The sequence below is a fragment of the Paenibacillus sp. CMM36 genome (assembly GCF_053570945.1).
Genome location: NZ_JBSEDY010000009.1, coordinates 141,161 through 165,446 on the forward strand (window position 1 = coordinate 141,161; position 24,286 = coordinate 165,446).

The window sequence follows — 24,286 nt, forward strand, 5'->3', positions numbered from 1 at the left end:
TATGTCCCGTTATTAATCCCGGTTTTTGTTGTCATTCCCCGAGTTCTCATTCGGTTTGCCTAAGGAGCCACGCATTTGCGTATCCGCCTCAATATTTTTCAAATTCATATAGTCCATGACACCAAGCTTCCCGCCGCGTAGCGCTTCAGCCATTGCCAGCGGTACTTCGGATTCGGATTCCACCACGCGTGCTCTCATTTCTACAACACGTGCCTTCATTTCCTGCTCCTGCGCTACAGCCATCGCACGCCGCTCTTCCGCTTTTGCCTGCGCAATACGTTTGTCGGCTTCCGCCTGCTCTGTTTGCAGAAAAGCACCGATATTTTTACCTACATCAACGTCCGCAATATCAATGGACAGGATTTCAAATGCTGTCCCGGCATCCAAACCTTTGGACAATACGGTTCTTGAAATTGAATCCGGGTTCTCCAGCACGTCCTTATGCGAGTTACTGGAACCTACGGTCGTAACAATACCTTCACCGACCCGTGCAATAATCGTTTCTTCTCCAGCCCCCCCAACAAGTCGATCAATGTTGGCACGCACCGTAACACGAGCTTTAACCTTCACTTCAATACCATCCTTGGCGACCGCAGCAACAATAGGTGTCTCAATAACACGCGGATTAACGCTCATTTGGACCGCTTGCAGAACATCCCGTCCAGCAAGATCAATCGCTGCCGCACGTTCAAACTCAAGCGGAATGTTAGCACGCTGCGCAGCAATCAACGCATTGATCACTCGGTCTACATTCCCTCCTGCGAGAAAGTGGCTTTCCAGCTGGTTGATGTTCAAGCCCAGACCCGCCTTGGTTGCCTTAATGAGCGGATTGACAATTCGGCTTGGCGTGACGCGCCGTAAGCGCATAGCTACCAGCGTAATGATGCCAATGCGCACACCCGAAGCCAATGCTGAAATCCACAGCATCACCGGGAAGAAACTAAAAAATACGCTCAATACAATAATCACTACAACGGCAATCAGCAAAACGCTGACAATACCCGATTCGAACACTCGCATCATCCTCCATTAATCTAATTCTTTGTTATTTGCTTGTTTAGACGCTAGTGTCTGCCTTGACCACAATTCGCCCGCCTTCTACTTTGGATACTATAATCGGCATATCTGTAGCAATAAACTCGCCGTTCGTTACAACATCGACTCGCTCATCAGCGATCAGCACCGTTCCGGCTGGACGAAGTGGAGTCAGACTGACACCCCTTTGACCTAATAGCATTTCCCGGTTCACAACTGAAGAAAAACCTTGTTCAGCCGTTAAACTTTCTTTAAGTATAAAACGGTTCCATATCCCTCGGTCCTTGAATACAACCGCGATGATCGCTACCACGGCAACCGCAGCTGCAAAGGCAATGCCCAAAGATATAAACGCATGCTGCATGTTGTATGCTGCACGAACAACTCCGGCGACAAGGCTGACGGAACCCAGAATGCCCAAAATACCAAAACTCGGGATGAACATTTCAAGTATAAGCAGAGCCAGACCGATAATAAACAACAACCACGTCTCCGAACCTGCAAAACCAGCGATATAATTGCCGAAAAAATACAAACCAAATCCGAGTATGCCCAAAATTCCCGGTACACCAAAACCGGGTACGATCAACTCAATAACAATACCTGCGATACCGATAAATAAAAGCAACGTCTGTACAATTGGGTTGGTCAATATCTCGGCTGCTTTTTCAGCCCATGTTCGCTCCACATGGATGACATCATCCGTGCTGTAACCCATCCACTGAATAACCTCTTGTTCGGAAGACGCGATGTGATCCGCATAACCCAACTTCAGCGCTTCCTCACTGGTTAAAGAAATGATCTGACCATTTTCCTTGTTAAAGTTCATCTCAGGAATAGATATGGTCGTTTTAGAGTCAACCATACCTCTGGCAATATCCGGATTACGTCCGCCAGCTTCTGCGGCAGATGCCATGCTACTCTTCCACCAGGCTATCGTTTTTGGATCTGTGATAGCCTGCCCCCCGCCGTCTACTAACGCTGCTGCTCCGATAATACTCCCCGGTTTCATAACAATCTTGTTTGCGCTCAACGCAATATAGCTACCCGCTGAGGCCGCTTCGCCCCTTATATAGGCTACGGTCGGAATTGGACTGTCTTTAATCAGTTTGCCCAGCTTCTCCGCTGTATCTACCCGTCCACCGGGAGTGTTAATATCCAGTAAAATCAGACCTGCTTTGGAATCTGCTGCTTCTGCAAATCCACGTTCCATAAATTTGCCCAGACCATGCTCAATTTCCTGATCGACTGGTATAACAAACACAGCTCCGCCTTTAGTTTGGGCCGCCGCTGATTCGGAATGAACTAAGGGCAACAGCAAAACGGATACCATAATCCACAACGTTAAAAGGATCCATTTGCGACTGGAGTGGCGATGTTCTCTATGCATTTCTCTCCCCCTTTCGATCTCTCTATGTTACAGCATACCAAACTTTGTTAGACAAACTATACAGTTTTCAGGATTTAATGTGAAATTATTGGGTATATTGCTAATCCTGACGGCTGCCAAATACTTTACGCACCCAATGAACATCACGTTTCACATAATTAACAATAGCGCTTACATATAAGAATCTTCTCATCATTACATCCTATGGCAAGCATCGCATATATAGAAATAACACCCTCTGTAAACAGAGGGTGTTGTGTTTTCCTGTTTGTCGCAGGTTTATTGCAGAAATTGCTGAACCGCTTGGTTCACGAGCTTACCGTCAGCGCGGCCTTTTACCTTAGGCATCAAGGCCGTCATTACTTTCCCCATCTCGGCTTTCGAAGAAGCACCGGTTTCCTGGATGGTCTGCTGTACAATAACTTTAATTTCTTCCTCAGAAAGTTGTTCGGGAAGGTACTGAGCGATGATCTCTATTTCTGCTTTAGTGCTTGTCGCAAGTTCATCACGACCGGCTTTTTCAAATTCATGGAGGGCATCTTTTCGCTGTTTGATCTCACGACTCAGAATATCAAGCACTTCGTTGTCGTCCAAATCCCGTTTCAAATCTATTTCAAGATTTTTAATCGTAGAACGAACCATTCGAATGGTGGAGAGTTTGAACTTGTCCTTACTCTTCATTGCTTGCTTCATATCTTCGTTCAATCGTTCGCTCAAATTCATGATTGCTTAGATCCTCCTAGAACTTTCTCTTACGAGCAGCCTCGGACTTTTTCTTGCGCTTTACGCTTGGCTTTTCATAATGCTTGCGTTTCTTCACCTCAGCCAATACGCCATCCTTAGCAATGGAACGTTTAAAGCGACGAAGTGCAGCATCAATTGTCTCGTTTTTGCGAACTTTAGTTTCAGACACCAGTTTTCCCTCCCTCCGACCAGACCGTCCAAGAGCAATAACACGGTTCATCAAATTTTATTATAGGTGAAACGGAAACCAGGTGTCAACCTATAAGAAAAAATGAATACATAAAGGGCCATCTTTCTCCATTCACTTCCGTATTACTGAAAAGACAAGCTCTGTCATTTTTTAAGAATGTGAGTCCGAAATACCTGTCAAAGCACCCAATTTGGCGCCGCCCAGTAAGTGATAATGCAGATGCCCCACCGCTTGTCCACTATCCGGGCCACAGTTGTTAATCAACCGATAGCCAGACTCAGCGATTCCTAACTTTTTCGCAACCTCAACCGCAACACGATGAATCTCCGCGATAAGAGGAAGATCTTCCTCCGTCACAGCGTTCATCGAAGGAATATATTTTTTGGGAATAATGAGCACGTGTACTGGCGCCGCAGGCTGGATGTCATGAAATGCGAGCACATTGTCGGTTTCCAACACCTTTTTGCTGGGGATGGTTCCATCCACAATTTTCAAAAACAGATCGTCCATTCAAAACCCTCCTTTGGCAGTGAGCCGATCATAAGTAAATAGGCATAAACAGCCCTTGCTCTCGGCATTCAAAGTTATGTATTTCCCACACTGAATAGAAACATATACAGCCATGTTTGGTTATACTTATGTTTCTATATGTATCATAACGGAAAAAGGGTCTTAATACCAGTTTCCCTTACTAACTTCCTCTATAATAGCTTTCACCCCTGCATCAATTTGATCCAACTGCGCGCGCGAAATACTTATGCGCAAAAACTTCTCTTGTTCCCTATAGCCTGATAAATAAAAGCCTTTGCCAGCTACAACCTGGATGTTCCTGGCGGAAAGACACTGTACCAAGCGTTCCAAATTCACCGTCCGAGGCAGTTTAAACTGCATATAAACTCCTGAGGTTACAGCTGAAGTCTGAACGTATCCGGCCTGATTGTATCGTTCCACAGCCTTGTTAAGAGCACGAACGCGCTCCGAATACAGTTTGCATATCGTGTGCTTGTGGCGTTCATACATTCCATTTTTAATATAAATATCAAGCGCCGCCTGAGACAAAATAGATGTGTCGACATATCTTTTATAGGTATTAAACGTCTTCAATAGGGCTTCTGGCAATACCGCAACTCCTAATCGCAAGCCGGGGAAAATGATTTTCGAGAAGCTTTTCAAATAAATAACATGGTCCGTCTGGTCGTATGCATAAATGGGATCAAACAGATGATCGGCCCCCAAATCTGCCATATAGTCATCTTCTACGATGTACACATCATATTTGGCGGCTAAGGCAGCTATCGCTTTTCGCTCCTCTGTGTTGTAAGAGACTCCTAATGGATTATGATATCTTGACATGGTATAAAAAAACTTGATGCTCTCGTTCTTAAATTGATTCTCCAATTCGTGAAAATCCATACCTTCCGCTGTCCGGACGATGGTACTGACGGGTATGTTCTCTTCCTCCAGAAAACGCAAATATATATCGTAACTTGGCTGCTCGACCAAAACCTTTTCTTTGCCATTGGGAAACGGCATTTTAGCGAGTATCTCCAATGCCTGCTGAACACCCGAAGTAACGATAATCCGATCCATTTTTGCAAACACCTGAGTATCAGCTAAATGGGAAACCAACGTATGACGCAGTGTTTCCAGTCCTTGCGAATCGCCATAAGTGAACAGATGATATTTGTAGGTGTCAATAGCCTGATTCAAACAATGTTGGAAATCCAGATAAGGGAATACATTTAAATCCGGGGAGGCCGAAGCAAAATCAACGAAGTCTTGCATATGGCTATGGTGTAAATCGCCCGAATTTTCCACTACATAGTATCCACTTTGCGGTATGGAATAGATGGCGTGTTTCTTTTCAAGTTCAGCGTATGCCCGCAAAATCGTGCTTTTGCTGCACCTGTATAATTCTGAAGCCTCACGGACCGACGGTAGCTTGTAACCTGATTTATATTGTCCCTCGCGAATTTTAAGCTCTATATCCAATAAAATTGATACATATTTTTTCACAATATCCACCCACCTGCTCTTTACATACTCATTAAATGCTCATTTCATTACATGCTTATTCCGTCTTATGTTTCTTTCACGCTAGATGTTACCATGGTTTATGGATAAACAGGATACCTTATTTCATTGAACTGTACTGATACAGTTTCAATTATTGGATCATATTTGGGATGGTTTACGTGAAAAAGAGGCTGTTTCTTCATAAAGGAAGAAACAGCCTTGCATGGTGATGATGTATGGATGCGCCTTAAAGTCACTTGTACTGTACAAGAGCTGTAGGCGGGAGAGAGCAGAGAATTCACTATATCTGGCGACTAAGAAATTAGGATTAGTAATAAGGCAGCAAGCTGATCGCTGTCAAGGCTGCAAGTGGCAGAATCAAACGATTAAAGCGACGGCGTCCGTAGGGGAACCCATATGCATAAGCAGGTACTGGATACGGGTACGGATACGGATACGGAGGATAAGATGCATAGCCACCATAAGCACGGGAACCGCAGCCACAATTGTTAGGCGGATACGGGAGATTAACATTGACATTCTCCATCTCGTCTCCACCCATAGGAACGGCTAAGTATATCTTTTCATCATCCACATGCTCTACAATGCCATCATACATTGTCCCGTCCTTCACCCATACGCATACATAACGATGCATATGCTTTTGACATAGTGTTTTAGCATCCGTCTGTTCCGGTGCTGTAACTTTTTCGGTTGTCATGCTTTTTTCCATGGTTGTTTCCTCCTAGGCTCTGCATGTATACCGTATGTTATTCAAAAACGGGCCATTTGCTACATCAAATTGGGCGAATTCCGGCTTGCAAAAAAAAGAAGCACCCCGGGAGCTCTTGGCAGAGCCCCTCTGAACGGACGTATGATGGGAAGATTTCTTCCGCAGCATACGTCCGCCGGGGTGCTGTATGATTAACTTGTCGGCTTGGCTGTATTATAACAATAGTTTGAAACTGTATCTGTGACCTGTATCACATTACTTCAAAAAGTTTCCATAACCACACGTGATCCGCCTCCAGCCTGCTCTGCTGGAAGAACAACCAACTTGCGCGGAAGACGGGCCCGTAGTTCAGGCACATGACTAATCACACCAACAGACAATTGATCGTGGTGCAGCTTTTCCAGTGAGGTGATCACCATGTCAAGCAGCTCAGGGTCCAACGTTCCAAAGCCTTCATCCAGAAAGAAAAATTGCAGAGGGTACTGGCCCCGCAATTGAATTTGAGCCGACAGCGCAAGCGCAAGCGACAAGGAGGTCAGGAACGTTTCGCCACCGGACAAGGTCGATACCGGACGTTTGACCCCACCGTTGGCATCGTCACTAATGACAAAACCACCGCTGGAATCTACCTCTAGCGCGTATCGCTGCTTGGTCAGAAAACGCAGGCGGCGTGAAGCCGATTGACTGACCTGCATGAGCTGCTCCTCAGCAATATATTCAACAAAGGCATTGCCGCGAAAAACAGTCTGGAGCTTGGACATTTTTTCCGCTTCACTACGCAAATGTACACGATTGGACTCCAGCTCCATCCAGCGGACGTGCCGACGCTGCAAGTCCTCTAAATCACGCTCAGCCTTGGCGCGATTTTGAAGCGCCTCTTCATCGCGTGCACGGCAATCACGTAGCTGTGCAGTGGCCGCTTCCCACTGTTCCTCTGTTACCGTTGCTCCATTCAGCTGCTCTTCGACATGCTTTAAGCGGGAAGACATCTCCTTTTCCCGTTCTCGATGTAAACTCACTTCACGCTCATAGCGTGCGGCTTCTTCCGGTCCCAGGCAGCATTCCATAACCTCTGCTTCCGTAGCAAAAGAGGAGGCTTCCAGACGACTGCCCCAACGGGACTCTGCCATCTGACGTCTTTCTTCTGCCGAGTCGGAGGCCTGCCGGGCAATCAGTGAAGCATGAACGGCTTGCTGCTTGCGTTCTTCCGCTTCAGTACGTTGTCGTGCCGCGACTTCGGCTCCGTTTTTCAGCCCCAACAGTCGCGAGGTCGCTTCTTCCAGCAATGAAGCCGCTTGGCCATCTCCAACCCACTTTCGGAGCTGGGCCAGCTTTTCGCGAAGCGAATCATCTTTGCTTTGGAGCCCTGTACGACGGGCAATAATGATTTTGTCTTCCTCGATGATACTCTGCTGTATCTGTTGAACACGCGCCGCCTTTTCTTCGAGGAAGGTCACACTCGTCTCCAGCCGGGACCGCAGCTCTTCCGCGCGCCCATCGCGCTCCTGCATGGCGCGGTAACGCTCCGCGGCTTCGTCCGGAGCGACATCCGTTAGCTGCGCCGCCCATTCGGCGCGCAGCCCCTCGCTGCGCGTGGTGCATGCCTCGCGCTTGCTCTGTGCCTGCGTCAGCGCTACAGCTGCTGCCTCCTGCTCGGCGGCGGCACGGATACGCCGCTGCTGTCCAGAGGCGTCTGCTTCGCGCAGCGCCTGTGCCTCGGCAGGCAGCGCATGCGCACGTGCGGCTAGCTCGGCTGCAGCACGTTCCAGCGCCGCGCAGCGCTCCGCCCATGCTGCGGCACCACGCGGCTCTGCTGGCGCTGCCGCAGGCGTGAAAGGCTCGCCCGTGGCGGCAGCGCCACTGTTTGCGGTGGCGGGCTGCGCCAGAAAGCTGCGTTGCTCGTGCAACTGCTGGCGCAGTGTGAGGCGCAGCTCCTGCAAACCGAGACGCAGGCGTTGCAGCTCATCCGGCGCAGCGGCATCCGCGCTATGCGCCGCGGCAACGGCAGGCGCGGGGTGATGCAGCGAGCCGCACACTGCGCACGGCTCGCCTTCGCGCAACTCGGCAGCGAGATGCTGAGCGAGACGCCCCAGCTCCTCGGCACGGAGCTCGTGGCGCAGCTGCTCCTCCTCGGCAGCCAGTGACGACATATCGGCGGTGATTTCTGCCTCCAACGTCAGCAATGCCTCAATGCCATCAGCTGCCTGTGCAGCAAGGGCAGAACGCCGTGCCTCCGTCTCCTGTGTCTCCTGGTCCGTCAGCTTTAGACGTTCGTCAGCTTGCGCAAGCCGTTTCTCCTGAGCGGTGTACTCCAGTTCAGCTTCACGCAATTGCTCATTCGCGATTTCCAGCTGTTGCAATCGTTGCACAGCCTCTTGCAGCATACGCCGCTCATCTGCCCGCACTTCATTTTGCTTTAGCTCTTGTTGAAGCTCCTGCTGTCGCTTCAAGCCTCGCGTCTGTAGCTCTTGTTCCTTTGCGAGTCCTTCTGCATGTTCAGTAAGGATTTGTTCGCTATGCACAAGCTCGGCCGCCAGACGGTCCCGTTCGGTCCGCAACGCTTCCGTATCACGCTCCAGTTGAAGCGCCTGTTCTAGTTGGTCGATCCGAAGCAATAGCTTTGGTTCTTCGGCACTGAGTGCTTGCCGGGCCTGCTCATCTGCTTGCGCAGAGACAAGCGCAGCCTCCTGCGCGGTAGCGGCCAGGACTGCCACTTCTTCGGCAGTCTTATGCCGTTTTTCCGCTTCAGCAATGGCTTCCTTCCAATCCGTCAGTGCAGGCAGCAATGCCTCGGCTGAAGTTGCTTGTCGAAGCTTACGCTCCAGTAAAGCAATGCCCGGCTCCTGTGCTGCCAACTGCTCCAGCTCGTTCAATCTTTGGCTGAGCTCGATGACCAGCTCACGGGTTTTGTTTAGCGCCTCCGATTCACGTGAGACACGCTCTAGCTCGTGACGCGAAGCTTCTGCATTGGCAATCGCCTCTTTGAGACGCAACTCTACATGTTCAAGTGCTTCAGCACTCGCATCCCCCAGCCCTTGCTGCTCCGCCTCTAATGCTTTCAGTGCGATATCGTTATCTTTCACACGACGGCTTAGCTTCTGTGCAAGTTGATCTCCGTACTTCTCCAGATGGAACAAACGCTGTAGCATCTGTCTGCGTTCACTGCCCTTTAAGGACAAGAATTCCGCAAACTTTCCCTGCGGCAATACGACAGCTCGTGTAAAATCGTCCATTTTCAGGCCGATATACTCCTCCACACAGCGCGTCACATCCTGCACCTTATCGGCAAGCACTTCCTCGCCATCCTCTGTTAACGCAATAAAACGGCTAAGCGTATTATTAACCGATACGCCTCCAGCACGTTTGAAACGTCGTTCTACACGGTAACGACGAGGTCCTTGAGCTGACATTAATTCAAACGTAAATGCAACAGACAACGTATCCTCGGCATGATTCATAATGCCTTGTGTACCATTCACTGCCCGCTCCACTTTACCGTACATAGCCAACGTAATGGCATCCAGCAGCGTTGATTTTCCACTACCCGTTGGGCCAAAAATTCCGAACAACCCAGTTTCGGTCAAATCGTCAAAGCGAATTTCCTGCGACTCCCGGTAGCTTTGCAACCCCGCCAGTTTTAGAAGGATTGGTTTCATGCGTCCTCCTCCTCAGCGTGATCTCTTGCATCATCCTGTTCCACCAGCTCCAGAAACAACTGCACTAATCCGTCATCTGGCTGTGCTCCGCCTGTCTGCCGCTGATAGAATGCCCGGAACAGCTCATGCACTGGCAGTTCTGATCGTTGGTGCTCCAGCTGTGCGGCAGCCATTTCTGGATACATGGGGCGAATATGAATGATACCTTCACGGCTTTTGCGCAGCCGCTGAATATCGCCCATTGACATTGCTTCATCCAGCGTAATTTCCAGATCAATAAAGGCATCGGCATCTAGTCCTTCGTCCAGCCAGCGATATACTTCCTCCAGACCTCCCCGTGCGTGCCACCTCACTAATGGGCGTCCACTGGTAATATACAGTTCCTCGACCTGAGCAGGCTTGCCAGCAACCACGTCAATTAACGTAACCGATTTGGCTTGTCCGGCTTCGGAAAAGCTATAAGCCAGCGGCGAGCCACTGTAACGCATCAGCCCGTCTCCTTTTACATATTGGGGACGATGCAAATGTCCTAGAGCCGTATACTGTGCCCCAATGCTCAAAGCAGACGGATCTACGGTATACGCCCCCCCCGACCTGAATCGGGCGTTCCGAGTCCGACTCCAGCCCGCCGAGCACATAAATATGGCTCATTGACAAATTGACGGTGTCAGGCCGAAATGCTGTACCCAGCTGTGACATCAGCAAGCCCACACGGCGACTGTATGCCTCGCGCAAGACTGTTTCATCTCCGTCTTCAGACAATAGCTCGTTCAGACGAGACTCGGAGGGATATGGCAAGGCTGCAATGCATGCCATTTCACCCGTTCGTGGTGTACGAACGCGTACCGCTTCCCCATGGGGCAATCCCAGCAATGTAATTCCGCGCCCGCTCACCAGTGGTGTGACCGAGGATACCCTTTCCGGCTGATCATGATTGCCCGCAATGACGACTAGAGGTCTTCCTCCAGCCGTAAGACGGGCAGACGTTTCATAAAACAATTGCTCGGCTGCGGCCGAAGGATTGACTGAGTCGTATACGTCTCCAGCCATCATTATCAAATCGGCCTGCTGATCGTCAGCCATTTTCGCTAGTTCTTCCAAAAACGCCTCCTGCTCCTTCAAACGGCTGCGTCCTTCCAACGTGCGACCCAAATGCCAATCACCTGTATGCAAAATCCGCATGTTATTCCTCCTCTCCCTAGCTATATAACTACAGCTGTACACTCTCTCCAGCTTCTAAAAAATACAGCCACTTCTCAGCAACCTTTTTGCCTGTAATTTCTTCGATCACACGGGCATACAGCTCCAATTGAAAACGATATTGGTCTGTTAAATGGAACAGTGTACGATACTCAGATATCCGATCTGTTTTATAATCCACCAGCACGAGTCCTTCGGGAGTTTCAAATAGACAGTCAATAATGCCGTTCATCAGCACTTTATCTCCGTCCTGTCCACCTTCCGAATCTGTTTCTTGTCCTGGTGACATCGATGGTAAGCTGTGGTTCCAGTAATCGTTTGCCCGCATGGTATAAGTAAACGGAAGCTCTCTTTGAACATGCGATGCCCCCAACATTCTGCTACCCAGCTCACTAGTGAAAAAGCGTAATATTTTATTCGTATCTAGCGCCTTTGCATGGACATTCAGTAACATACGCTGATTGAGCAAACGAGCCTTTGTTTCCTCAATAACTTCGGCGCACATCCCCCCATCTAGTGGCAAATGCAGCATCAACGTATGATAGACCGTTCCTCGTTCCGTTGGAGTCAGTCGCTGATTCCCCATAAACTTAGGTCTGCGCAAGTGTAATTGACTGCCCCCAGTGTGAGAATCCTCCCGATCCTCCGGTAACTCTGCTAGTACGGAGGTAGATAGATTCAACCAGTCGTCCGATCCCATCTCCTGCATTTCTAGCCATCTTTTCATCTCAGTAACTGATGTATTGGCTGCCGTCTTGCCGGCCCGCTCATATGGATAGGTCCAGGAAAGAGCAGCTTCAATGTCCGTTTCACTCTCTTCGTTCAAGTCAATTAGCTCCGCATTTCTCAGTGCTTCTGTCTTCTTTTGGCGCTCTTCGCCCGACACCTCTTCCTCATGATCTGAGTTCACACGAGAGCCGGATAATGTTTCCGAGGCCACAATTTTAAATAACCAGTCTGTTCCCGACATATGTTCCAATTTGTGATAGTACCCATCTTGATCACCTGCCGCTTCCCTCAACAAAGTAGCAGAAGGATGCCGAATCAAAGCGGGACCTACCCAGTCCAGATAGCTGCGGCCTGCCGCCAGCATATAGTCTGGTAAGACCGTTTCCGTATGCTCTTTGGCACGTGCCCAACCCGCTGCGCGTGAAGCTAGATCCTTCACGGTTCCGGTCATAATCAGCTTTTCACGCGGCCGTGTAAGCGCCACGTATAACACCCGCATTTCCTCAGCCAATAGCTCCAGCTGTGAGCGTCGGCGGATCGCTAAATTGGGCAGCGTAGGGTAGCTGACACGATTTTGTTCCTCCACATATTTAGGACCAAACCCCAACTCCTTGTGCATAAGAAACGGCGCATTGAGATCCTGTTGATTGAACATTTTTGCCGTCCCGGCTATAAACACGATAGGGAATTCAAGTCCTTTACTTTTATGAATGGTCATAATGCGGACAGCTTGATCGGGTTCGGTCCCCCCGCTAATGGATCCTAAATCACCGCCTCGCTCCCGTAGACGGGAAATGAAGGTCAGAAATCGGAACAATCCTCGGTTGGACGTTGAAGTCTCATACTGTCTCGCTCGGTCATATAGCGCCCGCAAATTGCTTTGACGCTGTGAGCCGCCAGGCAGTCCACCGACCCAATCCAGATACCCTGTTTCCTCCAGCACATTCCAAATCAATGCACTTAAGCTACCTTGTCGGGCTTCCTGCCGCCAGGCTTCCAAATTATGCAAAAATGAACGTAGTCGGGCAGACAACGTATTCCCGTTATTTCTATTACCAAAGTCAGATGAAGATAAAGAGTCCTCAGGGAAAAGATCCAACTCCATGATGTCAGCAGTGGTCCCTTTTTCGCTCTCCTTCAGTGGGTCCGCCTCTGCCGCCGCCAGCAATGCGCCATAAAACAATCCATCCGGCTTTTCCAACCGAATTTGTGCCAGTTCATCTTCGGTCAAGCCGACAATCGGCGAACGAAGCACGGATGCAAGCGGGATGTCCTGCTGCGGATTATCAATAATGTGCAGCAGAGACAACATCACCTCAACTTCCGTTGCTTTAAAAAAGCCTGTCGTCTGCTCCCCGGAGGCCGGAATGCCCTCAAGCCGCAGTTCCTCTACAATTAGGGGGGCCCACACGCTTGCCGAACGAAGCAAAATGACGATATCGCCGTAGATTGCCGGGCGCATCGCTTTTAATCCTCTGTCGTAAATCAACAGTGGTTGTCCGGTATCTCCGGTCAGTTCTTTAATCCGTTGCGCAATCGCACGAGCCTCTAACTGTGCCGTTTCCAGTTCCACAAGCTCAGCCAGCTCACTTTCCTGAAAAACAGATTCGTCCTCCGTTTCGGACAGCTCCGAAGCCTCGGAAAGACCATGGCCACCCTTATCTACTAACAGCAGCTCAGGTGCGTATACAGATGCGGTGTCTTGATCCGACGGGTCGGGATAGGATGCGCCGTGTACCAGCCACGCTCGTTCATCGTACTCAATTTCCGCCACATCCACACTCATAATCTGGCGGAACACCAAATTGACCGCATCGACAACTTCCTCCCGACTGCGGAAATTACGCGCCAAATCAATTAAAAATCCATCTTCCTGCTCCTGCATGCCGTACCGTTGATACTTATTCAAAAACAGACCCGGCTCCGCCAGCCGAAACCGATAAATACTCTGTTTCACGTCGCCCACCATAAAACGGTTACCTGGTTCCTCCCGTGATACCAGCCTAACGATATCTTCCTGTACGGTATTCGTATCCTGATACTCATCTAACAGCACCTCGTCGAATTGCGCCTTGTATTCGAGCGCAGCGTCGGAAGGTAGTAGCTTGTACGGAGTAGAATCGGGATGTCGTAATATTTTCAGACAATAATGTTCCAAATCCCCGAAATCCACCAACCCTTTTGACTGCTTGTGCTGTTGAAAACGTTCCCCGAATACAATCACGGTTTCTACCAATTCGTCCATCAACGGAGCTGCGGCGTGTAGCTCCTCCCAATAGGCTTCTGCTCTCCTGCCAAACAGGGAAGCCTTCATATCTGTAATCATTTTTTTGGCTGCTTCGCGCAGCGTCTTAACCCGTTCCTGCAATGCAGGCTCAGTCTGATCTTTTTTGACCGGCTTGAGCTTACCGAAGGCAGCTGCCTGAAAATGATCATATAGAGATGCCCACGGCTGCGTCTCCAATTCCTGCATCAATCCCTTCACCATCGCCGTATCCTCTTGCAGCGTCAATGCATAAGGTGCAGGACCGCCGGGCTGCATAGCAGTTTCATGCGCCTGTTCCAGCAAGCTCGCTGCTCCGCGCAATGAAAGTGCAGCATCCGCCAAAATGCTGCGAACCCAAGGCGTCTCTCCGAGAGCCGCTACATCCTGCACACGAAATGCAGTTGCTGTCTCCCGCAGCCAATGCTCCGGCCAAGGATGACTTTGAGAAAAATCATACAGCCGCTGAACAAGCACATACATCGCATCATCGGTGCGTTCTCCACTAAACCAGTCGACTAGTCTGCGGAATGTACTGCCTTCATCATGAGCCTCATATTTCTCCTCAAACAGTTCTTCTAGAAGCTCCTGGCGCAGCAATTCTGTCTCATGCTCATTCATAATCCGAAAACCAGGATCAAGGGGAATGGCCTGATAATGCCTGCGGATGACCTCCATACAAAATGAGTGAAGCGTCGTAATCGAGGCCTGATTCAGCAACGATAGCTGACGGCGTACATGTTCACTTTCCGGTTCCTGCTCCAATACACGTTCCAACGCTTCGCGTATCCGTTGACGCATTTCGGCGGCGGCTGCCTTCGTAAAGGTCGCTACCAGTAACCGATCCACACTGAAGCCAAGCTGTGGATCGACAATTTTACGAATAATACGCTCTACAAGCACCGCTGTTTTACCAGACCCCGCCGCTGCCGCAACCAGCATGTTGTTACCAGATTCCGAAATGGCACGCCACTGGTCATCGCTCCACATACTGCCTTCCGGCTTCGGTAAACCCTTAATGTTTGACATGCCTATCATTGGTCCATTCCTCCTTTCCCTTCCTGTGTATGACCCAGCAGATTCCAAATCTGATCCTTACCGGGTTTACCCCATTGATTGTAGCCACTGCCCTCCAGACTGTCGTCAAATTGACAAACAGGCTTAAAAGAGCAGAAGGTACATGCCGTCTCTTGCTGGATACGATACGGTTCAATGGCCACATCGCCCTCTGTCATCCGTGTACCAATCGTCCGAATATTATTACGCACCGAAGCTAGCAGGCTGTCCCACTGTTCCGGCGAAGCAACCGAGGCACTGCTATAAAAACTACCGTCTGCTTTCACCGCAACAGGTAAAATAGAAGAATATCCCTTGTCCAATGATGTATCCATCTGCCCAACTACATCCCGATCCGCAAGCAATAATCCTTTCATCTTAAAACGTTTCAAAAGCTCCTGACGGGCCTGTTCTTCGCTAAGACCGTTAGGCGACTGTAACATCGGATTGTGGACGTGAAAATACAGCGTACCCGCCGGATAAGCAGTCTCGCCCAACCATTCCTCCGCCGCATTCAGCAGCACATCCAGGTACGTGAGCATTTGCAAGGACAAGCCATAGTACACTTCATGCAGCTTGAGATCCTTTTGGCTGGACTTGTAATCGATGACACGCAAAAGTAAACCTTTTTCTCCCTCTGCCACATCTACACGGTCGATCCGTCCGACAATTTCCATCACAACACCGTTATCTAACCGGAAGCTTAACGGAGGAAGCTGCTGACCCGGCCCAAAGTCCAACTCCAGCCCAATCGGCTCAAAACTACCTCTTCGCGCATGTTCACCTAAAATCAACGAAGCACGGCTCACGATATCTTTCAATTTGCGCAAAATGTACCCATACCGCTTGGAGCTCATTAGAATCTCGCCTTGCAGACGAGGAGCCAAACGCTCCACTGTACTTTCCGCCTCTTGGCGGCATTCCTCCGTGCTGAGACTGCCCCAGCTGACATTGCGATTACGCAGATTGATCGCCATCTCTCCAAGCGCTGCATGGAATAATTGTCCGATATCCGGGGCCTTCAGGCGATACATTTGACGTTCCTTCAAACGAAGACCATGAGAGGCAAAGTGCGAAAATGGACATGCCACAAAACGTTCCATACGAGATACGCTGGTACGCAGCTTGCTGCCGTACAGACGACGGCTCGTTTCCTTCTGCATTTCGGCATGATTCTCGTAAAAAAGTGAGGTCAACAGCTGACGCAGCTTGTCCTTCTCACGCCCTTGCTGGCTGGCATACCAGTTATATACCTCCCACCAAGGAGATAAAATGTCACCGCCACGTCGCCATTGTCGTAATTGCGCAATAAGCTGCGGCAAAGCCTCGGACGGATGAGAAGCATACTCCCATTGCGTCGTCCAAGCATCCCCAGGCAAAGGGTATCCAGCCAGTGGGCGTTCGTCCAGACTAGGAAACAATTGCCGCACATGTCGTACTAACTCAGACGGCAACAATGACTTGCCTTCTTCATCAGTCACGGCATAGCTCATCCACAGGCTTCTACCGGCTGAAGTAAGGGCCGTATAAGCGAGAAAACGTTCGTCCAGCAGACGTCTTGTCATATCCGGCGCCAGCTCTACGCCTCGTTCGTTTAATGCCGTACGCTCCTGCTCATTCAGCACACCGTCCTCATGAAAGACAGCCGGCATCACACCTTCGTTCATACCTAGCACAAAAGCATGTTGAATACCGGTCACACGTGTACGATCCGTGTTTCCGACTAGAACCTGATCCAGAGCTGGCGGAACAAGTCCCATACGGAATTCAGCCAATCCCGTTTCCAGCACACCCGCAAACAAAGAGGTATCCAGCCTCTCGTCACCCATCATTTCGACGATTTGATCCAGTAGTTCAAGCACTGCATCCCATACCTGACGATGCTCCTTGGCCTGCTCAGGATTTCCTGCTTCCTCTGCCTGATGAATGAAGGCGTCCAGCTTGTGGCCAATTTCTGCATCCTCCAGTAACAGATATACCGCTTCACACTTCTCAAGTGCAGTTCGTGCCTTGCCCACACGTTTCTCAAACGCACGTAAAGGCGTCACGATTACATCCCGACACAGCTCCATCAAATCCAACGTTTCATCCCGCCTACGGTTCCGTTCCTGCTCCTCCAGCTCCAGTGACAAGCTGGGCACAGCCTGCCACGGGCGACCGTCTGTCCAACGGCTACCTTGTATTCCGCAGGCCAGTACATAGTTTTCCAGACGATCCATCTCCTCGCGGCTCACCCGACCATCCAGCGGCAGGAGAAGATCTGTTTTGACCGCACGGAATACATCCTCATATCGCCAGCGTCGCTGCACGATATCCAGTGAAGCCCGAATCAATTCCACTAAGGGATGATGCAATACACTTCTCCGCTGATCCAGAAATACTGGAACCTCATATTGTTTGAATATCGGTTCCACCCATGACTCATAATCTTCAATATGACGCACAAACAAGGCCATCTCCCGATAACGCGCGCCCTCATCTCGGGCTAAACGACGCATTTCGCGTACAGCCCCTTCCAACTCAGCGCGGCGATTCGCTGCAGCATACAGTTTTATGCCTTCCGGCTGTTCTTCTGTCCACTGCTCTCGTAGCTGCTGCAGCCGCATCCGTTGTTCCTGATTCCGTAACCCTGTACGATATTCAAAGTTAGCCTCCAAATACGCCAACGCCGGACGCTCCTTAAATCTCGGCGGCGGATCAGGGCGAAGTAATTGTGTCTGCGTCTCTATCATCAGCTCGTCTGCCATTCCTTTGAGCTTTACATACGTAGCCGCCGAAGGATGAAACAAATCCAGCTCATGCGGAAGCTGTCCGCTCTCGTAGCTGCGGTTGCAAGTCAGCGCCACTGTCAACGAAGAGGCATGCAGCATAAGTTGCTCCACCACTTTATATTCATGTGGTGTAAACCTACGGTAGCCATCCATCCAAATGTCTGCTCCACGCACAAGGGAAGACTCTGCAATCTGTTCTGCCAGCATGCGCAGCGTATCTTCACCGTCAATATATTTAAGCGTCAGCTCTCGTTCAAAATCCTCGTAGATTAGACTGATATCTTTGAGCTTGCCGCGCAAAATCGGAGTTGACTCTCCAGCAGCGTTCATTCGCTCCAGTTGCTCGGGTACAGACCGAGTATCATTTCCATACTGCTTTAGCTCCGTGAACAATGTATTCAACCGATCCACAAAGCCGAGCTGGTCTCCCGAATCCTTAAACAAATTCAGTTCATCCTTGCGACGACGAATAATTTTATATAAAAGCATCTTCTTGCCTTCTTCCGTTACAGGCACCAGCGCTGAACCCCCAGTTTCCTGCATAACTAAATAGGCAAGACGGTGAAATCCCATCACTTGGGCGCGCACCGACCCCTGAATACCGTTTCCGGCTTCTGTAAGTAACGCATGCTCAGAAGCAAATGACGATTGCTCCGGTACAAGTAACAGCATAGGCTTACCTAGCGGCTCCTCGCGTAACATAGACGTCATTTCATTGCGGATTAACGTACTTTTACCACTCCCAGAGCGGCCAATCAACAAACGGACCGACATGATGCGGCCTCCTTTCCAACGAACAACATTCTATTAAACAGTATAGCATATCAGGCAAGAGAGAAAAGAACGTACGTTTGCCATGTTGTAGCAATTCTTTCTCCCTCTAAAAAATAAATCAGTCCCGCAGATTGGCTTGGTGCACGCCTTCTCTACAGGACTGATTTATACCTAAAACGAGTTTATTTTACCTATTTAATCACCAAAAGGGCGATTGACTTTGACTTTGTATGAAACTACAACTGTGTCCGGCTGCGCACCTCAAAGATGGCGAATTTCAAGTAATGGCCTTCCTCCACACCCAAAATTTGAGGATGGTCCTTACCAGCTGCTCTCCAGTCTACCAGACGAAGGATTTTGCCGGCATCTGCCGCTGCTTCCTTAATGGTGTCCAAAAACAACTCCGGCCGCATGTGGAACGAGCAACTCGCTGTCACCAGATAGCCGCCCTCATTAACGAGCTTCATCCCGTGCAGGTTGATATCTTTATATCCACGTGTAGCCCCTTTGACAGCGTTCTTCGTTTTGGCAAAGGCTGGCGGATCAAGAATGACCACGTCAAAGGTGCGTCCGCCACCCGCTGTCAGCGGCTTAGACGTATCTCCTTTGCCCCCGGCTCGTGCATTGCGTTCCTCTACACCTTTCACCTGATTGCGCAAATATTGAAAAGCATCGTCGACGACAAACTCGACGCGTTCCTCAAAACCGTTCAGCTTGACATTGTCCCGCGCACTTTCAATCGCATGCTCAGAAATATCAAGACAAGTTACTTTTTTAGCACCATATTTACAGGCATTGAGCGTAAAGCTTCCCGTATGTGAAAAACATTCCAATACGGTTGCGCCGTCCCAGAATGGGAATTCAACAACCTTACCACTTTTATTCACTGGCTTCATGACCGTTGTGGCAGCGTCCCCTGAGTCTGTAGCAACTTCTTGTAGCGTAATTCCACTACGTGCTCCCCAACCTGTCATCAACGGTGCTATGGCCGCACGATTTTCACGCTGGTCAAAGAAATAACCCGTCTTCTGGCCCTCTACGATATCAACCTTGATGTGCAGGCCATTTTCCGTCACCACTACATGACGCGGGCAATCACCGTACAAAGGACCCTTCGTTTGTTTCAATCCTTCCAGCTCTCGGATGGATACATCACTGCGCTCATATATACCAACAGGACCCACTACTTCAACGAGCGCATCCCTGATTTCTTCCCTGCGCCGATCCATGCCAAGCGTTAACAGCTGCACAACCAACACATCACCAAAACGGTCTACAATCAGTCCAGGCAAAAAATCAGCCTCGCCGTACACCAACCGATAAGCGTCTCCCCCGGTCACAAAACGTTCGCGGTGCTCCAGACATTTGCGAAAGCGTTGGGCAAAAAAGTTTTGATCCATCGCTTCCAGCGGCTCATAGGACATCACACGCACTGTAATTTGTGAAGCCGGATTATAGTAACCTGTCGCCAAATAACGCCCCTGATGGTTAACAATACTGACCAAATCGCCTGCCTCTGGGTCTCCTTCGATCTTGGCTATTTCGTTTTTAAACACCCAAGGGTGTGCGTGCTCCAGCCTTTTTTTACGGCTGCGTTCTAATATTACTGAAGGCAAAATCCTTCACTCCCATTCTTGGATTACTCAAAGTGTTAAAACGTTGTTCGATAGGGGCGCGGCTCTGCGGATCATTTGATCTTACGATCGCTGTTGCACGGGGATTCTTTGGATTTTATAAATGATTTTAATGGTAAGAATCCCCCTAGGTTTATACTTCCGAAGCAGCTTTCCTTTGGAAAGCTTTCAGGCGAACGCTCTCGCTTCTCCAGATTCAAATGATCCGCTTCGCTACTGCCCGCCTGTATATCGGCGTCACGCTTTTAAAGCTTGTGAAGATACTACAAAAATTATCGTTTTCCTAAAAAGAGCTTAGCCATGCTTGTCATGGCTGTCCTCGACAGATCATAGGCTGTTACATAAGTATTTTCACCTAGAAAAGGGGGCTATGCCCGTGCTTATACATGTTATACTCCCGCTGTGCGGCGGACTGTTTATTTTTTTGGGCGGGATGAAGCTGATGGAAGCAGCCCTCCGGCATTTGGCCGGCCCCTTCCTCACCCGTTGGCTGAACCGCGCCACCGTTTCCCCTTGGCGGGGTATGCTGTTCAGTTCAGGCATTACCGCCCTGTTGCAAAGCAGCACCGCTGTAACGGTGCTGACGATCGGACTGGTCAACGCCGGGCTATTGACCTATGGCCGTACGCTCGGCATCATTCTTGGCACCAATATCGGTACCTGTCTCACCACCGAGCTGATGGGGCTCCAGCTTGGCAAGCTGGCTGTTCCGCTGCTCTGCGGCTCACTGCTCTGCTGGAGCGCCGCCGTACTGTGGGGAGAATCCGTCTCCGTTCGCCAGTACGCGTCTGCCGGAATTTCACCCGGCTCCAATGGGCTTAGCCGTCCGCAGGCTGTACAATATATCAGCCTCGTATTTGCTGGATTTTCGCTGATTCTGGCGGGTATCCGCGTAATGCAAACGGTCGGCCCATGGATTGAGCAGGCCGGACTATTCCGCTGGTTTCTTGATCACGCTGCGGCCAACATGTGGTGGGCCTTCGCTGCGGGTGCCTGCCTGACCGCACTGGTTCACAGTAGCGCAGCCGTTATTGGCATGGCGATCAGCCTTGCCGCTGCGGGTGCCTTGCCAGCCGATGTGGGGATCGCCATCGTCATCGGCTCCAATGTAGGCACCTGCGTAACCGCCCTGATTGCCGCTGTTGGTGGCAGCGTGTCCGGCAAATTTGTAGCCTGGTCCCATGTGCTGCTGAACGTAGGCGGAGCCTTGCTCTTTATGCCGTTGATCCCTGGGCTAGAAATGGCCGCCGCCTGGATATCTACCGAGCCCGGAGCCAAGGTAGCCCATGCCCAAACCCTGTTTAACGTCATTAGCTCTCTGCTGGTCTTGCCTCTGTGCTACCTACCTGTATGGACGCGTTTAGAGGATCGTATATCTCCCCACAGAATCAAACGTTAATTCCTAGCATGGACAGCGCCTTGCTCAAAATGACATCATTATTGTCATATCCGCCCTGGCGCTGGAGAAGCCATGCTTCCTCAGGCTTATGCCATGCAACTCCCTTAATTTCTTCGATTTGTGCCTGTAAATCCCCATCTAGTGCCTCTACAAGATAATAGTGTACTTCTTTATCCACTTCCCCAAATTCCGGATGCTGATACGTATAAGCAATCATATCTACATGCTGGATAATCCGCCCGTTCAACCCTGTTTCCTCGCGAATTTCACGTAAAGCCGTCTGTTCGATTGTTTCTCCCAACTCCATTTTTCCTTTAGCCAAGGATACCTTGCCATATCGGTCAGTAATGAGCTGAATTTCAAGTTGCTCCCCCTGTTTGTGAAACACAACACCGCCTGCTGAAATTTCCTTTTTTGCTGCCATCCTGTAATCTCCCTTCCTTGCGCAACAAGGATTCCGTCCTCTCTGTAAGGAAAGGCGAAATCCTTGTTTGCCATCTCTATTGCCTTTTCAGGCTTTTTTTGTTCTTACAGAGCTGTTTGCAGCCCATTCTCCAGTACGCGAACCAATTGGCCTTCACTTTCATTAATGCCTGCCTTCGTTAGCTTCACGCGGCATACCTTGCCAACCAGATCCTCAGTACCTTCAAACGCCAGTTGAATATAATTGTCACTATATCCATGGAGTATGCCGCTATCTTCGGTCCCTTTCGGCGCAACTTCCGGAATGACCTCCAGCACCTGACCTACAAACCTCTCAGCATACGCCAGTTGCATTTGCTCTGACAGTTGTATCAGCTCATGCACTCGTGCATTTTTCACGTCTTCGTCCACCTGATCCTCCATACGCGCCGCAGGAGTTCCACTACGCTTGGAGTACGGAAACACATGCATTTCTGAAAAACCGATTTTTTTCATCAGCTCATAGCCATTGCGGAACATTTCATCCGTCTCCCCAGGGAAGCCGACAATTACGTCCGTTGTAATCGCAACATCGGGCATTGCTTTGCGAATCATAAGCATTTTGTTATAAAACTCTTCTGTGGTGTACTTACGACGCATCCGTTTCAATACAGTGTCGTCCCCCGCCTGAAGCGGTATATGAAAATGACGAACCAGCTTGGTGGAACGGTTCAGTACATCAAGCATTTTTTCATCAATCTGGCTGGCTTCAATCGAACTGATGCGGATACGCTCCAGCCCTTCCACTTTCTCCAGATCCCACAGCAGATCAGATAGGTCATAATTATCCATGTCGTCACCATAACCGCCAGTATGGATACCAGTGAGTACTATTTCCTTGTAGCCTGCGTGTACCAGTTGACGCGCCTGTGCAATAATGCTCGCAGCGTCACGACTGCGGGATAGCCCCCGCGACCATGGAATGATGCAGAAGGTACAGAAGTTGTTGCACCCATCCTGAATTTTCAAAAAGGCCCGAGTATGATTAGCAAAATCAGGCACATCCATTTCCTCAAATACACGCGTTTTCATAATATTGCGCACGGCGTTCACTGGTTGACGCGTCCCTTGAATTTCCTGCACGAACGGAATGATTTTGTCCCGATCTTGAGTCCCGATAACGAGATCAACGCCAGGAATATCCATAATTTCGGCAGGAGAAGTTTGGGCGTAGCAGCCCGTCACTGCCACAATGGCATCTGGATTCCGGCGAATCGCGCGGCGAATGATCTGACGACTCTTTTTATCACCGGTATTCGTAACGGTACATGTATTAATAAGATAGACATCCGCGGTCTGCTCATCAAAGTCCACCTGTTCATAACCTTCATTTTTAAACAGCTGCCAGATCGCTTCTGTATCATAAAAGTTTACCTTACAGCCCAATGTGTAAAATGCCACTGACGGCATATTAAACCCCTCCCATTTCTCCTGTCTCATATAAAATGCAAGCCAATGCAGCCATTCCTGCGGTCTCAGCACGCAAAATACGTCTTCCCAGTCCTGTAGACTGGGCCCCAGCCTGCTCGGCCTCCAGGCTTTCCGCTTCAGTAAAGCCGCCTTCCGGGCCTACCACCAGCAGAACACGCGGCATGTCCGTCGACGCCCATTGTCCTACCAATGGCTGGATTACATCCCGTAGCTGCTGACCCTGCTCTTTTTCATAACAATAACATATCAAATCATACCCAGCAAAAGAAGCCAGAAGTTCTTTCCACGTCATTGGCGCACTAATTTCTGGAATCCGGTTACGGTGGCTTTGTTCAGCCGCTTCCTTCACAATCTTGCGCCAACGCTCCAGTCGCTTGCCTTCTTTTTTGGCATCATACTGCACTACTGTACGCTCGGACAAAAACGGTACAAACCCGGTTGCTCCGATTTCTGTACATTTTTGCATCACCGTCTCCATCTTGTCTCCTTTAGGAAGACTCTGAGCGATGGTGACCTGCACATGCGGTTCAGAGGTCATCTTCAGCGGCTCAATAATCGTCGCCGTAACATGATCCTGCTCTATCGTATCCAATGCAGCCAGTGCTTCCCTAGATACCCCGTCACTGACTATAATTTTGTCACCACTACGGCCCCGCATGACTTTAGCGATATGCCGCGCGTCCTCACCCGCAACAATCACGTGATCTTCTAGAAATTGCTCTGCCGGAATAAAATAACGCTGCATTCTCTCTCACACCTATTCCTGGATTTTGCAAAAATCCTCATTCTAAAAATAACTGTTA

At 49.8% G+C, this 24,286-nt stretch carries 15 protein-coding genes and 1 pseudogene; 1 reads left to right on the forward strand and 15 read right to left on the reverse strand.

Annotated features, from left to right (window positions below; genetic code table 11):
- Positions 1 to 12 precede the first annotated feature (12 nt).
- The 12 genes and pseudogenes from floA to ACWA2B_RS18305 all read right to left on the reverse strand — a co-directional run bounded on the left by floA (position 13) and on the right by ACWA2B_RS18305 (position 20,173).
- Positions 13 to 1,014, reverse strand: coding sequence for a flotillin-like protein FloA (gene floA, locus ACWA2B_RS18250; protein ID WP_029517799.1), 1,002 nt, complete (start codon positions 1,012 to 1,014; stop codon positions 13 to 15).
- Positions 1,015 to 1,057: 43 nt separating this feature from the next.
- Positions 1,058 to 2,425 carry an NfeD family protein gene (locus ACWA2B_RS18255; RefSeq protein ID WP_340885948.1) on the reverse strand — a complete coding sequence of 456 codons (1,368 nt, stop codon included), beginning with the start codon at positions 2,423 to 2,425 and terminating at the stop codon, positions 1,058 to 1,060.
- Between the two features lie 279 nt (positions 2,426 to 2,704).
- Positions 2,705 to 3,148, reverse strand: coding sequence for a GatB/YqeY domain-containing protein (locus tag ACWA2B_RS18260; protein ID WP_013311146.1), 444 nt, complete (start codon positions 3,146 to 3,148; stop codon positions 2,705 to 2,707).
- A gap of 16 nt (positions 3,149 to 3,164) precedes the next feature.
- A complete protein-coding gene (gene rpsU / locus ACWA2B_RS18265; protein WP_005547957.1) occupies positions 3,165 to 3,338 on the reverse strand; it encodes a 30S ribosomal protein S21 in 174 nt (57 codons plus the stop codon).
- Between the two features lie 171 nt (positions 3,339 to 3,509).
- Positions 3,510 to 3,869 (reverse strand): histidine triad nucleotide-binding protein, encoded by a 360-nt coding sequence (locus tag ACWA2B_RS18270; RefSeq protein ID WP_025722131.1) that lies wholly within the window; start codon positions 3,867 to 3,869, stop codon positions 3,510 to 3,512.
- Between the two features lie 162 nt (positions 3,870 to 4,031).
- Positions 4,032 to 5,375 (reverse strand): aminotransferase-like domain-containing protein, encoded by a 1,344-nt coding sequence (locus ACWA2B_RS18275; protein WP_254325250.1) that lies wholly within the window; start codon positions 5,373 to 5,375, stop codon positions 4,032 to 4,034.
- Positions 5,376 to 5,703: 328 nt separating this feature from the next.
- On the reverse strand, positions 5,704 to 6,108 hold the full coding sequence (locus ACWA2B_RS18280; protein ID WP_029517802.1) for a hypothetical protein: 405 nt from the start codon (positions 6,106 to 6,108) through the stop codon (positions 5,704 to 5,706).
- 260 nt (positions 6,109 to 6,368) lie between these two features.
- Complete coding sequence (locus ACWA2B_RS18285) at positions 6,369 to 9,764, reverse strand: AAA family ATPase (protein ID WP_449292486.1); 3,396 nt, start codon at positions 9,762 to 9,764, stop codon at positions 6,369 to 6,371.
- A pseudogene (locus ACWA2B_RS18290) lies at positions 9,761 to 10,946 on the reverse strand (exonuclease SbcCD subunit D). The gene ACWA2B_RS18285 and the pseudogene ACWA2B_RS18290 overlap by 4 nt, the downstream one beginning before the upstream one ends.
- Before the next feature lie 28 nt (positions 10,947 to 10,974).
- On the reverse strand, positions 10,975 to 14,994 hold the full coding sequence (addA, locus tag ACWA2B_RS18295; protein WP_449292487.1) for a helicase-exonuclease AddAB subunit AddA: 4,020 nt from the start codon (positions 14,992 to 14,994) through the stop codon (positions 10,975 to 10,977).
- Positions 14,991 to 18,557: a helicase-exonuclease AddAB subunit AddB gene (gene addB, locus ACWA2B_RS18300; RefSeq protein WP_449292488.1), complete on the reverse strand. Its 3,567-nt coding sequence runs from the start codon at positions 18,555 to 18,557 to the stop codon at positions 14,991 to 14,993. Before addB ends, addA begins: the two co-directional genes overlap by 4 nt.
- A 236-nt stretch (positions 18,558 to 18,793) precedes the next feature.
- Positions 18,794 to 20,173, reverse strand: a complete 1,380-nt coding sequence (locus ACWA2B_RS18305) for a class I SAM-dependent rRNA methyltransferase (RefSeq protein WP_341039660.1) — start codon at positions 20,171 to 20,173, stop codon at positions 18,794 to 18,796.
- Positions 20,174 to 20,567: 394 nt separating this feature from the next.
- Here ACWA2B_RS18305 and ACWA2B_RS18310 point away from each other — a divergent pair, with 394 nt between their 5' ends.
- Positions 20,568 to 21,590: a Na/Pi cotransporter family protein gene (locus ACWA2B_RS18310; RefSeq protein WP_069012562.1), complete on the forward strand. Its 1,023-nt coding sequence runs from the start codon at positions 20,568 to 20,570 to the stop codon at positions 21,588 to 21,590.
- Here ACWA2B_RS18310 and ACWA2B_RS18315 read toward each other — a convergent pair.
- The 3 genes from ACWA2B_RS18315 to ACWA2B_RS18325 form a co-directional block, all read right to left on the reverse strand.
- Positions 21,580 to 22,014: an NUDIX hydrolase gene (locus ACWA2B_RS18315; protein ID WP_342434311.1), complete on the reverse strand. Its 435-nt coding sequence runs from the start codon at positions 22,012 to 22,014 to the stop codon at positions 21,580 to 21,582. The two genes, ACWA2B_RS18310 and ACWA2B_RS18315, sit on opposite strands and share 11 nt — an antisense overlap.
- A 104-nt stretch (positions 22,015 to 22,118) precedes the next feature.
- Positions 22,119 to 23,462 carry a tRNA (N(6)-L-threonylcarbamoyladenosine(37)-C(2))-methylthiotransferase MtaB gene (gene mtaB, locus ACWA2B_RS18320; RefSeq protein WP_029515344.1) on the reverse strand — a complete coding sequence of 448 codons (1,344 nt, stop codon included), beginning with the start codon at positions 23,460 to 23,462 and terminating at the stop codon, positions 22,119 to 22,121.
- Between the two features lies 1 nt (position 23,463).
- Positions 23,464 to 24,228 carry a 16S rRNA (uracil(1498)-N(3))-methyltransferase gene (locus ACWA2B_RS18325; RefSeq protein WP_029515345.1) on the reverse strand — a complete coding sequence of 255 codons (765 nt, stop codon included), beginning with the start codon at positions 24,226 to 24,228 and terminating at the stop codon, positions 23,464 to 23,466.
- Positions 24,229 to 24,286: the final 58 nt, after the last annotated feature.